Annotated in this window: 8 protein-coding genes, 3 tRNA genes and 3 pseudogenes; 10 read left to right on the forward strand and 4 right to left on the reverse strand. The window is 61.3% G+C overall.

Going from position 1 to position 11,889, the window contains the following annotated elements:
- Positions 1–122: 122 nt before the first annotated feature.
- Positions 123–1,046: a cation diffusion facilitator family transporter gene (locus tag ACQ5BE_RS18720; RefSeq protein WP_430298460.1), complete on the reverse strand. Its 924-nt coding sequence runs from the start codon at positions 1,044–1,046 to the stop codon at positions 123–125.
- A gap of 1 nt (position 1,047) precedes the next feature.
- Positions 1,048–1,425, reverse strand: a complete 378-nt coding sequence (locus ACQ5BE_RS18725) for a metallopeptidase family protein (protein WP_430298461.1) — start codon at positions 1,423–1,425, stop codon at positions 1,048–1,050.
- Positions 1,426–1,488: 63 nt separating this feature from the next.
- Between ACQ5BE_RS18725 and ACQ5BE_RS18730 the strand changes: the two genes are divergently transcribed.
- The 10 genes and pseudogenes from ACQ5BE_RS18730 to ACQ5BE_RS18775 form a co-directional block, all read left to right on the forward strand.
- Positions 1,489–1,561, forward strand: a tRNA-Glu gene (locus ACQ5BE_RS18730).
- 81 nt (positions 1,562–1,642) lie between these two features.
- Positions 1,643–1,716, forward strand: a tRNA-Asp gene (locus ACQ5BE_RS18735).
- 50 nt (positions 1,717–1,766) lie between these two features.
- Positions 1,767–1,842: transfer RNA gene (locus tag ACQ5BE_RS18740), tRNA-Phe, on the forward strand.
- A 718-nt stretch (positions 1,843–2,560) separates the two neighbouring features.
- Positions 2,561–3,313, forward strand: a complete 753-nt coding sequence (locus ACQ5BE_RS18745; RefSeq protein WP_430298462.1) for a hypothetical protein — start codon at positions 2,561–2,563, stop codon at positions 3,311–3,313.
- A gap of 48 nt (positions 3,314–3,361) precedes the next feature.
- Positions 3,362–4,510: a DEAD/DEAH box helicase family protein gene (locus ACQ5BE_RS18750; protein ID WP_430298463.1), complete on the forward strand. Its 1,149-nt coding sequence runs from the start codon at positions 3,362–3,364 to the stop codon at positions 4,508–4,510.
- Positions 4,507–5,541, forward strand: coding sequence for a tyrosine-type recombinase/integrase (locus ACQ5BE_RS18755; protein WP_430298464.1), 1,035 nt, complete (start codon positions 4,507–4,509; stop codon positions 5,539–5,541). The genes ACQ5BE_RS18750 and ACQ5BE_RS18755 overlap by 4 nt, the downstream gene beginning before the upstream one ends.
- Positions 5,542–5,675: 134 nt before the next feature.
- Positions 5,676–6,077 (forward strand): tyrosine-type recombinase/integrase, encoded by a 402-nt coding sequence (locus ACQ5BE_RS18760; RefSeq protein ID WP_430298467.1) that lies wholly within the window; start codon positions 5,676–5,678, stop codon positions 6,075–6,077.
- A 627-nt stretch (positions 6,078–6,704) separates the two neighbouring features.
- Positions 6,705–7,028: a CU044_2847 family protein gene (locus tag ACQ5BE_RS18765; RefSeq protein WP_430298465.1), complete on the forward strand. Its 324-nt coding sequence runs from the start codon at positions 6,705–6,707 to the stop codon at positions 7,026–7,028.
- A pseudogene (locus tag ACQ5BE_RS18770) lies at positions 7,025–7,561 on the forward strand (S1 family peptidase); the annotation flags it as partial. The gene ACQ5BE_RS18765 and the pseudogene ACQ5BE_RS18770, both read left to right, overlap by 4 nt.
- 1,992 nt (positions 7,562–9,553) lie before the next feature.
- Positions 9,554–11,121, forward strand: a pseudogene (locus tag ACQ5BE_RS18775) (RelA/SpoT family protein); the annotation flags it as partial.
- A 68-nt stretch (positions 11,122–11,189) separates the two neighbouring features.
- Here ACQ5BE_RS18775 and ACQ5BE_RS18780 read toward each other — a convergent pair.
- Together ACQ5BE_RS18780 and ACQ5BE_RS18785 are read right to left on the reverse strand one after the other, a co-directional pair.
- Positions 11,190–11,405: pseudogene (locus ACQ5BE_RS18780) on the reverse strand (IS3 family transposase); the annotation flags it as partial.
- 19 nt (positions 11,406–11,424) lie between these two features.
- Positions 11,425–11,889 (reverse strand): IS1634 family transposase (locus tag ACQ5BE_RS18785; protein ID WP_430298466.1); only part of this gene is annotated, 465 nt, incomplete at its 5' end.

Below are 11,889 nucleotides of genomic sequence, written 5' to 3' on the forward strand. Positions count from 1 at the left end.
CGCCTCCACATCCAACAACTCACGCTGCCCGTCATCGCGACCCTGCATGAACCCAGTCTTAACCACCCGCGGCCCGAACCACGCAGGGCACGCCTCGCCGCCCCCAATTCTTCAGCGGTCTCCTAGGCGTGCTGCTCCGGCTCGTGCTCCCGGTGCGAGGCGGGCTCGAGCTGGAACGTGCAGTGCTCCGTGTCGAAGTGCTCTCCGAGGCACTGGGCGAGGCGGTCGAGGACCCGGTCGACCCCATCCGCGTCGAGCACCTCGTCCTCGACCACCACGTGTGCTGAGAACACCGGCACGCCGGAGGTGATCGTCCAAGCGTGGATGTCGTGCACGTCGACGACCCCCGCCGCCGAGAGGATGTGCTCGCGGATGCTCTGCACGCTCACGCCCTTCGGGCTGGCCTCGAGCAGTACGTCTACGACGTCGCGCAGGAGGCCCCAGGCGCGCGGCACGATGAGCACGGCGATGAGCAGCGATGCCACGGCATCGGCCTGGACCCAGCCCGTGGTGATGATGACGACGGCGGCCGCGATGACTGCGACCGACCCCAGCAGGTCCCCGAGCACCTCGAGATAGGCGCCACGCACGTTGAGGCTCTCCCGGTGGGCGCCGTGCAGGATCAGGAGCCCGGCCAGATTCGCGACGGCGCCGAGGGCCGCGCCGGTGAGCATCGTCGTCGTCTGCACCTCGTGGCCGCCGCCGAACCGCTGGAGGGCCTCGAGGCAGATGACGACTGCGACGACCATGAGCGCGAGCGCGTTGGCCAGTGCGGCGAGCACCTCGGCGCGCTGGTAGCCGAAGGTCCGCTGGTCGGTCGGGGGCAGGGTCGCGACCCAGGCGGCCGTGAGTGCTATGCCCAGCCCGGCGGCGTCGGAGAACATGTGGCCAGCGTCCGCGAGGAGCGCGAGCGATCCCGAGAGGAAGCCCGCGAACAGCTGGACGACGACGACGGACAGCGTGATGGCCAGGACCAGCAGCAGACGACGGCGATGCCTCCCGGTCGCTGTCGCCCCACCGTGGTCGTGGGCGTGCGTGTGGCCCATGTCAGCCCCAGCCCAGCTCGTGGAGGCGGTCGTCGTCGACCCCGAAGTGGTGCGCGAGCTCGTGGACGACCGTCACCAGGATCTCCTCGATGACCTCGTCGCGGGAGGAGCACGCCTCCAGGATCGACTCGCGGAACACCGTGATGCGGTCGGGCAGCGACCCGGCGGCGTACCACTCGCCGCGCTCAGTCAGGGGTGTGCCCTCGTAGAGGCCCAGCAGGACGGTATCCGGGTCATCGTGCGCCCGCGGGATGTAGCGGTCCTCGATGAAGACGGCGACGTTGTCCATGTGCTCGGCGATCCGCCGCGGGATGCGGTCGAGTGCCGCGTCCACGGCGGCCTCGAACTCGTCCTCGCTCATCCACGCCGCCGTGCCCATGCCGCCCACTCTAGCGATTTGTGCGGTATGACAGCCCGGCCCTATAGTTTGATGGTCTGGCTGGCCCCCATCGTCTAGTGGCCTAGGACACCGCCCTTTCACGGCGGCGACACGGGTTCGAATCCCGTTGGGGGTACGCACGAGCGGATTTTGAGTGGCCCGAAAGGGTCTGCTAGGATCTAAGTCTTGTGAGCGGGGTTCGCACCGCAAACACCAAGGCCCTGTAGCGCAGTTGGTTAGCGCGCCGCCCTGTCACGGCGGAGGTCGCGGGTTCAAGTCCCGTCAGGGTCGCTTCGGCGACATGACTCCGGTCAGGTTGTCTTTCGATGAGCAATCATCGAGGCTCTGTAGCTCAGTTGGTAGAGCGTTCGACTGAAAATCGAAAGGTCACCGGATCGACGCCGGTCGGAGCCACCAGGGAGAACCCCCTGCATCCCGCGGAATCGGTGGGAAGCAGGGGGTTCTTGCGTTATGTGGCGTTGAGTGCGGAATCCGCATGAGCCAGCCCGAATCACCCTAGATCTCGCGAGTCCCCTTGGTACAGCTCTGGTATCACGTCAGCTGATGCGAGGCAGCCGAGCAGTCCCGGTTCCAGGCCACCGTCCCAACTCTGCCCCTTGAGGCGGTCGCTCGTTACCCTATGTCCAAGCTGCTGCACTTCGGATGGGGGTCTGGTGAGAGCCGAGGATGAGGGCGCGTTCCGCGCTCTAGCCGGGGGCAGCGCAGAGCTCTGTGCGTACGGAGACGTCCGCTGGATACCCCTGAACGGTTGCTGGCGAGGCTTGTGTGAGACGGCCAGCGCTTTGGGGGCGCTGGATGACCGCGTCGAGCTGGTCTTCATGCACAGGCCTCGCATCCCGTGGCAGCCGACGCTCGCTCTGACCTATCGCGGAGACTGCGTCGCTCGAGTGGATGTAAATGGGGATCACCGCGGGCGCCGGTTCACCCACTTGCAGACGCGCACGTCGCCCTCGTCGGCGTTCGCTACGATCGACCTCTCCCCATCGTTCCTGCCCGTGCCTGATACTGGGAGTGAGGCCAGCGAGCTTCTTGAGCGGATCTTCCGTGCTGCTGCAGGGGTTTTGCAGGTCGATGCTACGTCTGTCATGTGGGCTGATCCACCGGAAGGAGACCCATGAGCACTAATCTGGCCGACGCTTTCGCCGAAGCGCTGGAAAGTGTAATCCATGAGCGCCCGTCCGACGGCGGACGGGAGCTGTTCCTACCTTGGTCTCTTGAAGACGGCACGAGCATCACCCTGTTTGTTCAGGAACACGCCCCCGATCTCTTCTGTATCTCGGACCGAGGGCTGGCCGCCGCGAGCTTGGCGATTGCGGGCATCGACCTCGCCAGCCGCAGGATCGCCGGAAACTGGCGGATGATCCGCCGGAGCGCGGGTGAGCCCGTGGTGGGATGGCCGACGACCGACTGGGAGATCACAGCTGCGTCGGATCGTGCTTCCTTGGGGGAGGCTATGACACGAGTTGCCGAGGCAGTGCTACGGGCGGACGGGCTGAGGATGACGGCTCCAGGCTTTAAGGCAAGGCACTTCGGCGATGTGGTCGTCCAGAAGGCGCTCCTCACGAGGCGTAGCGTCCTGCCGAACGCCGACCTCCGAAACAAGTTCGGGGGCTCGCGCAAGGTCACCTGCATGATTCAGGGTCAGAGGGAGCTGTTCCTACAAGCTCTTTCCGGGGCCGGCGCTACCAATGATCAGTTCGATCACGCGCGCTCGGTATTCCTAGATGCGGAAGCAGAGAAGGACCAGCTGGTTACCGTTATCGCGCATGACGCTGCGCTTAGGCCTTGGCAGCGTGTCGGCTTGGAGCGCGTCGGGCGCGTCGTCGATGAGGGGGACCTCGAAGGGTTTCTGAAGACGGCGGCTTAGTCGGGTGGGATTGAGTTCAGAGCGCTCCGCTGAGGCAAGATGTCCCTCATGGGGTCTATTGATTTCGCGAGCGTACTCGATCAGCTCTACTTCTCAGCCAACAACGAGCGGGATAAGGGCACCAAGTTCGAGCGGCTCGTGAAGCGGTACCTCGAGCTGGAGCCGAAGTATGCTGACCAGTTCTCGGACGTCTGGCTCTGGAGCGATTGGCCCGGCCGGAACGAGCAGGTGGACACGGGCATCGACCTTGTGGCCCGCGACCGGTACACCGGCGAGCTCACCGGCATCCAGGCGAAGTTCTACGACCCGCAGCGCCAGCTGGACAAGAAGCACATCGACTCGTTCTTCACTGCGGTGGGCAAGGTGGACTTCGCCCACGGCATGGTCGTGACCACCACCGACCACTGGTCTAAGCACGCCGAGGAGGCCCTTGAGGACCAGTCCAAGGACATGCAGCGCATCCGCCTGCGGGACTTGGCCGGCTCGACCATCGACTGGTCGGCCTTCGACCTTGCCCGGCCCGAGACGATGCGCAAGTCTCCGGCGAAGCAGCCGCGGAAGTACCAGCGCGAGGCTATCGCTGACGTCGTGCGCGGATTCGAGACCGCAGACCGCGGCAAGCTGATCATGGCCTGCGGCACGGGCAAGACGTACACGTCCCTCAAGCTTGTCGAGCAGATGGTCCCGGTGCGCGGCACGGCACTGTTCCTGGTCCCCAGCATCGCGCTCCTGCAGCAGACCCTCAACGAGTGGACCGCGCAGGCGTCGGTCCCGCTGCGCCCCATGGCCGTCTGCTCGGACACGAAGGTGGGCCGTAAGGACGCCGAGGACGTCTCGGTCCACGACCTAGGCTTCCCCGCTACCACTGACCCCACGCGCCTGCTGAACCAGTTCCGGATCTCCACGGGCCAAGACCGCATCACGGTCGTCTTCTCGACGTACCAGTCGATCGACGTGATCCATCGTGCGCAGGAGGCGGGCCTGCCCGCGTTCGACCTCATCCTGTGCGACGAGGCCCATCGCACTACGGGCATCACCGAGCCCGGCACGGACGACTCGGCGTTCATCCGCGTCCACGACAACGCCTACCTCAGGGCCGCCAAGCGCCTCTACATGACCGCGACGCCGCGGATCTACATTTCAGGAGTCCAAGGCCAAGGCCGCCGCCGAGGACGTCGGTGTCTACTCTATGGATGACCCGGATACGTACGGCCCCGAGTTCCACCATCTTGGCTTCGGCAAGGCCGTTCGCCGGGAGGCAGCGCAAGCTCGCTGCGGAAGGGGGCCGCGAGGCCCCGAACGTCCTTAAGCTTCCGAAGAGACGCTGGGAAGCTGGATATCAGGACAATCTCGGGAGATGGAAGACCAAGAGGTTCGGTACGAAGGCCGAAGCCGAGGACTTCCTAGGCACTCAGAAGAAGGCGATCGGCAACGGTACCTACGTCGATCCGTCGAGGGCAGAGAAGACGACCGTAGGGATGTTCTACGACCAGTGGATCGCCCAGGTCCGCGATCTTGGGGCAAACGGGCGTCGAGCCGCTAAGCCAAAGACGATTCAGGACTACGAATGGATCTATGTCAACCACATCGCGCCGACGTGGCAGGACTTCCCCCTGGCCAACGTTGACTACCAAGGCATAGGCGCTTGGGTCAGGAGCCTAGAGCGATCCGACGGTACGACCGCGAGTGCAGACGCCCGCAAACGCGCTGCCGATCAGTTCAGTCGAATGATGAAGTTTGCCGTGGCACGGAGGCTCCTGTCCTTCAATCCGGCGCTCGACCCGGCCGGAATCCGGGGCTATGTCCCGGCCACGAGGCGGGAGCGCAAGCCGGTGTACCTTACCCGGGCGCAGCTCGATCGTCTCGCCCTCTGTTCAGGCCCCTACGAGTTGCTCGTACGTTTCACCGGACTTACCGGCCTGCGATGGGGTGAGGTGACTGCGCTGCTGGTTCAGGACCTTGACCTGGGCGATCGACCGGTCGTCTCCGTGAACAAGGCCTTCTCGGAAGTGAAGGGGCAGCTGGTGCTCGGCACCACCAAGGGGCACGAGGAACGCGAAGTGCCTCTTTCGCCCTCCCTCGCTTCGGAGCTGCGCCAGTACGTGCGGGGCAAGGCAGCGACTCAGCTGCTGTTCGCCTCTGCGGAACGCAAGCCGATGCGGAACTCGAACTTCACCCGTCGCTACTACAACCCCGCGAAGTCGCTTGCCTGCGGCAGCGTCTCGTGACTTCAGCGCGCGCTTGGAGTTGACGAGAGAAGGAAGGGGCTCGCACACGTAGGTGCCGAAACGGTGAGGGCGCTCGCGGTTCGTCGCGCAGGGAGGGCCGCTCTGAGCTTGGCCCGATTGTGGCAGAGGACTGGGTGGCTTTGGCGTCGACCCAGGATCTGTCCGACGCCGATCGTGCGGACTTCCTTGAGTCGACACGCATCCGTCTTCAAAGCGGAGACATCGACTTCGCGCCACCGGTGTTCCATGACCTCCGGCATACGGCCGTCAGCCTCTATCTCGCGGTCACGAAGAACGTGAAGCACGTGCAGCGGATCGCAGGGCACAAGGACGCGACGACCACGCTCAACGTCTACGCCGAGCTATGCCGCCGAGGGCCTAGACGGCCTCGTAGCGGTTTAGCCCAACGTATTACCCATAAGGGAGCCTGCCCTCCGGGGCAGGGCCCGCGGTGGCCTTCCTGCTGGCCTCCAGATTGCTTGACTGAAACGGGTCTGGCTATCTGCTCATGGGCTCGGCAGGCTTGTTCAAGATGATCGCGTAGGTCTGCAGGTCGTCGCCAAGCAGTCAACGGTCGAGACGTCGAACATTGCGCTTAAGGAGGAGACATGAAGGTCACTGCAGGGGTGCATCGGCAGTGGCGGACGGCGGGCAGTCGAGTCCCGAGATTCGCGGACTTCACACTCAGACCAGACGCCTCGACCAGGTCGAGGGATAGCCCTTGAGGGAGCATCCCTTCCCGCTGGAGGCCTAGAGTCAGACTTCGATCTCCCTCTAGCCTGAGTCGGCTCATTGTCTTAGTGTGTGATTTTCGGGATGTTGCGGGCGTGGAGGATGGCCGGCTGCTGGAGGCAGAGGACCGCCTGCGGATCCTATCGACCTCGTCGAGGCCAGGCCCACTGCGGAGACGAAGCGCCGCTGCGGACCGTGATGCGTGGTCGGCGGGAATCGAGGGCCACATTGCCACCGGCGCCGTAACGGCGAAGGTCGAGGCGAACAATGCCGCGATCAAGCATCAAGCGCACTCGACGGGGCTTTCGCACCCCGGACAACTACCGATCGCGTATCCTGCTCAGGAGCGCTGCTCCTACAGCAGCGTGACCCACATCCAGCGGGACCATTCCCGCGAGAATGCGAAGACATTCGATTGTAAGGAGAGTCGCATGGTTGAAATGAACATCCTCGTTCCCGTAGAGATTGATGGAGTCCGGTTCTTCGTGGACGCCAGAAACGACAGCGGTGAGCCAGCTCCGGAGGGCCCCATAGGCGCTCCAAAGGCAGAATCGATCGATAAAGCGCTTGAAGGAATTGGCGTTGCAGTTCAGCGGACCGTCACTGAATTGAACGGTCTGAAGTGGTCGAAGCTTACTGTTGAAGTAGGGGTCGAATTTATGGTGGGGTCGAGCGGGCTGGCAGCTGTGCTATGCAAAGCTGGTGCAGGGTCGTCTCTTAAGGTGAGCCTCGAGTTCGACCGTTCTGATAAATGACCGGAGTGTTTGACTGGCAGGCATTCCTTGAACCTGCGACTGTCCGTATCCTCGCTCCGCTTCTGAACGGCGATCATAAATTTCTGGGCAGTGGGTTTTTTCTCTCGCCAAGAATACTTGCCACAGCAGCGCACGTCGTTCAAGACGAAAGCAGGGGTGGAGAGTATTACCCGCTCCTTGTCGCTGAGTTGAAGTCGGGCAAACAAGTCAATTTTGTGGTTTCTGGAACCCACAGCGATGCAGCGATATTGAAACTAGATCCCTCCGATCAACCGAATTCATGCGAAGACGATCTGACGTCAGATTCAGTCAGCCACAAAAACTTCGTAATGTGTTGCGACATAGTTGTGACGGGTGACCTGTTTGCTACTTTCGGCTTTCCAATCGGTGACTACCTAGGTCAGCCTGCAACTTTCACCGCTGTCGGGAAGTCAAATATTGACAATGATAAACGGTTCCGGTATCGCGCGGTGGGTCTTGCGCCGGGCCACGGGGCAAGCGGGAGTCCGGTAATCAACTTGCGGACGGGCGGCGTTTACGGTTTGTTGTCACATTCAAATCAGGATACCCGCGTCCACATCGAGCCAATCGCCCCACTGATAAACCTCATACCGGGTAGCGAACGATTATTGCAGACTGACTGGCTGAATAATCTAACTGACGAACAATTGCGCGCGGGTAAATGGTCGTGGGCTACGCGTGACCTCAAAGAGTATGTCAAGGCTAGCCTTGTGTATTACGACACACATCCCTATGCTGGAATGCTGTTCGATGACAACGCTCCACCGCTTTCTTCAGTCCATGTTCGACAGTCTTTTTTGGAGTGGGACGTAGTCGAGGAATCGGTGCCCAAGTCAGCGCCATCCGATCAGGAACTTGCCCTTCGGGGTGGATCTTTTCTTGAGGACGTGATGCATGGCGGTCTTCTAGTCGGTGCCCCCGGCGGGGGGAAGTCGAGTGCGCTTCGAATGTTGTCACGTCAACCATGCGAACGCTTCATGCCTGGGACGGCAGCGGATATTCCGATTCTTATTGATGCCGCTGAGATTGAGCTCGATCGACCGTTGGCGACCACTATTGCTGACGTAATAAATTCGCGATTCTTCCATGGTGAAACGCGATACACCGCCGATTTCTTTTCTGCTCCACCAATGCCTCTCGGGCACTGGCAACTTCTAGTCGATGGCCTTGACGAGATTCTTGATGCACGCCGAAGAACTTCAGTCGTTGAAAAGGCCATCGAGTTTATGTCAAGCTCCCCGGAAGCGAAAAGTCGGATTGTGTTTTCTACTCGCCCATTGCCCATGGATGAGATGGAGAATATTCGTCGTCAAACCTCGGGCGGTGTGTGGGAGATCCGTTCCTTTGAACCGGACGAGATCGTGGAGGTGATGGGCCACTGGTTCAAAGCGATGGGCCATGAGAATCCCGGGGCGAGTGCGAAGTCCGTATTAGCTCAACTGGGCGGTCATAGCGAGATGGCGCTTCTGCGTAATCCACTAATGCTCACTATGGTCTGCCAGCTGTATGGCTGGAATCCTAATAGGCAGATCCCAAAAACGCGCACGGCTATTTACGGGAACTTCACATCTGCTCTTCGTGAGCGGTTTTATGATCGAGGTCCGGGTAATGCGCTAACGCAGGCTTCGGCTATGGTGTCTAGGTATGGACCAACAGCCGTGAAGCACGTTGACGTTGTGGTAGAGCGCGTTTACCAGACGATTGGGTCTGTTGCCCTTGAGTGGCTGTCAACCGATTCCTTGCCAGATATGAGTGGGGTGCTAGACATCTCGACAGCACCATTGAATATGAGGGTAGATGAATGGGTGCGTTTAAGTCACGAGATCACTCGTCGAAGTGGCGTCGTTGTGCAAGAGGGAGAATCGCTGAAGTTTCTACATCAGACGCTAGCCGAGTACCTCGCGTCCTGGACGCTTACGGTAGTTCATGAGATAAATCTTCGTACCCTTGACGGATTGTTTGGTCAAACTAGCCGAATCGGTCAAAAGCGCTCGTTTATTCGCTTCGCTGCAGAGACTTGGCTTCGTGACGACCGCTTCGCCGACTGGTTGGTTACCGAAATGCGAACAAATGTTGCATCGGGGACCGAACTGGTTTCTCAAATCATTGAGGATGGCTTGCAGCTACCCAAGGTGGTACGGACGGCGTTTGTTGACAGCCTAGCCACCTCAGCACGTTCAATGGCTGATCCAGCTGCGGCGAACGTCGTATCTACGATTCGCCGACTAACGCTCGCCGCTGAACCTGCTGTCATTGACGATGCGTTGATACAAATCATCATCGAAACAAAGCGGGATCAGGAAATACGACTATGGGCGATTTCGTATCTAGCGGACCGGATATCTGGTTCTATAACGGGCACGGTAGCTGACAACCTTCCATCTGCGACAGCTGTGGACCGGGCAATCGATGTGCTTTCGTCATCCAAAAGACCCGATATACGTGAGTTGGTATCCGTGATTGCCTCGGATTCATCACTTGGGTTATTCGTCCAACAGCGTGCCATGCATTCCCTCGGCCAGAGAGTCCCGAAGGATTCAGCAACGGCTGACTTTCTACCGCGGATTATTTCACTGGCTCGTCCAACTGGCGCCCTTGCCCTGTTGACAAAGACTGCTCGCGCTAATTATGCGAAGGCAGACGTAGCGCTCATTGAGCGCGCCTACGCGATGGCTGAGCGATCGCACTCAAGGCTGGATAACGCAAGTGGAGAATCCCATATTGCAGACGCTATCGCCGTGGCTGCCATCTTGGCCGAATTGGGATTCGCTGCCACGACGCTGGCTGCTGTGCTCTTGCGCGACACTGTGGAGGATACCAGTTACACCCTCGCTGAGCTGACGCGCGATTTCGGCTCGGAGGTCGCAATGCTCGTGGACGGTGTCACCAAGCTGGACAAGGTCCAATTCGGTGAGGCTGCTAGTTCCGAGACTGTCCAGAAGATGGTCGTGGCCATGGCGAAGGACCTCCGGGTACTGATGATCAAGCTTGCGGACCGCTTGCACCGTGCGCGCACCTGGCGCTTTGTTTCCGCGGAGTCCTCGGCACGCGAGGCCCGCGAGACGCTGGAGATCTTCGTCCCGCTGACTGACCGGCTCGGCTTGGACACCATCAGGTGGGAACTTGAAGACCTGTCCTTCGCGGCCTTGTACCCGAAGGCGTACGAGGAAGTCGTGCGCATGATGGGGGACCGGTTCCCGAATCGTGAAACGAGCCTAAGCGTCATCCTCAACCGGATCACGGAAGACCTTCGCGTCGCTCGCATCACGGCCACTATCACGGGCCGCACCAAGCACTACTACTCGATCTTCCAGGAGATGATCGAGCGGGGCAAGGACTTGGACGGCGTTAACGACGTCTTGGGCGTCCAGGTGCTGGTCGATTCCGTCCGGGACTGTTACGCGGCCTTGGGCGCCACACATGCGCGCTGGAATCCCCTGCCCGGGCACTATAAGGATTACATCGCAGTTCCTACTTCCGATATGTACCAGGCCCTGCATACGACCGTCATTGGACCCGGTGGCGAACCGGTCGAGATCCAGATCCGTACCCACGAAATGTACCAGCGTGCCGAGTATGGTGTGGCGGCGCGCCGCAAGTACAAGGACTGGCCCTTCCGGATCGTCGAACGCCCGGGGAGTCCCAAGGACGGCGACGGGGGCTGGTTGCGTTCGTTGGTCAACTGGAAGCAGGAAACGTCCGATCCGGGTGGGTTCCTGGATTCGTTGCGTTTGGAGATCGATGCCAAGGAGGTTTTTGTCTTTACTCCGAAGGGTGAGGTCTTGGCTCTGCCCGCAGGTTCGACGCCGGTGGACTTCGCTTACGCGGTCCACACCGAGGTGGGTCACAGGACCATCGGTGCGCGGGTCAACGGCAACCGAGTTCCGCTCGACTGCCGGCTCAATCACGGCGATTGGGTGGAGATCTTCACCTCCAAGGCCGAGGGTGCGGGACCAAGCTTGGACTGGCAGCATTTCGTCAAGACTCGCCGGGCCCGTAACAAGATCCGGCAGTGGTTCAGCAAGGAACGTGCGAGGAGGCAATCGACCGCGGCAGGGAGCGGTTGAACAAGCGGGCTTGTATCTCTTGAAGTAGCCCACTGTTGGTGTTGAAGCGCCCTGGGTCTGATGGAGACTCGCGCTATTTGATTCCGGCCGGCTGTTCGCGGCCGGTTTGGACAGCATAGAACGCGTTCTCGAACTCGGCGGGCGGGATGTCGCCGAGGTAGCCGTGGAGCCGCTGGGTGCTGTGCCAGTGCACCCATCCGAGCGTCGCGAGCTCGAGGTCCTCGACCGTCTTCCACGGCCCGGATCGGGCAGGCCCGCGGACCAGCTCGGCCTTGTAGTACCCGTTCACCCCGAGTTGGCTCATTTGCTTAGTGCGTGAGGTTCGGGCGGTGGATGGCGTCGAGGATGGCCTGCTGCTGGGCTGGAACGTCGGGTGCGAAGGTCTGTGCAGCGCCGTTGATGGCGATGGTCGCCGAGCGCAGTGGCCTGAGCTGCTTGACGACGTTGGCGATCGCGAGCCCTGTCCTGGCCTGGACCGCGCGGGAGACGGCCAGGGCCGTGAAGACGATGGTCAGGTGGGCCTCGATCGCGTCGCGGGTGCGGTGGAACATCGGTCTGGCCCGCAGGTCCGTCTTGCTCATCCGGAAGGACTGCTCGACGTGCCAGAGGTCGTGGTAGGAGCCTATGACCTCGGTAGCGGGCATGAGGGCTCTTCGCGGTTCAGCGGGAATTGGCCTGCTGGAGTGAGTGTCACGCCGCTGTCTGTGCGGCGCTCCTGAGCAGGATACGCGACTTGTAGTTGTCGGCATTGCGGAATCCGCGGCCGGTGCGCT

Origin of the sequence: Sinomonas sp. B1-1 (assembly GCF_050474465.1) — a bacterium.
Classification (GTDB): Bacteria; Actinomycetota; Actinomycetes; order Actinomycetales; family Micrococcaceae; genus Sinomonas; species Sinomonas flava.

Coding starts and splice junctions, on each gene's coding strand:
- ACQ5BE_RS18755 (WP_430298464.1), top strand. CDS start 4,507: ATGACCCGGATACGTACGGCCCCGAGTTCCACCATCTTGGCTTCGGCA.
- ACQ5BE_RS18725 (WP_430298461.1), bottom strand. CDS start 1,425: ATGGGCACGGCGGCGTGGATGAGCGAGGACGAGTTCGAGGCCGCCGTG.
- ACQ5BE_RS18745 (WP_430298462.1), top strand. CDS start 2,561: ATGAGCACTAATCTGGCCGACGCTTTCGCCGAAGCGCTGGAAAGTGTA.
- ACQ5BE_RS18720 (WP_430298460.1), bottom strand. CDS start 1,046: ATGGGCCACACGCACGCCCACGACCACGGTGGGGCGACAGCGACCGGG.
- ACQ5BE_RS18765 (WP_430298465.1), top strand. CDS start 6,705: ATGGTTGAAATGAACATCCTCGTTCCCGTAGAGATTGATGGAGTCCGG.
- ACQ5BE_RS18750 (WP_430298463.1), top strand. CDS start 3,362: ATGGGGTCTATTGATTTCGCGAGCGTACTCGATCAGCTCTACTTCTCA.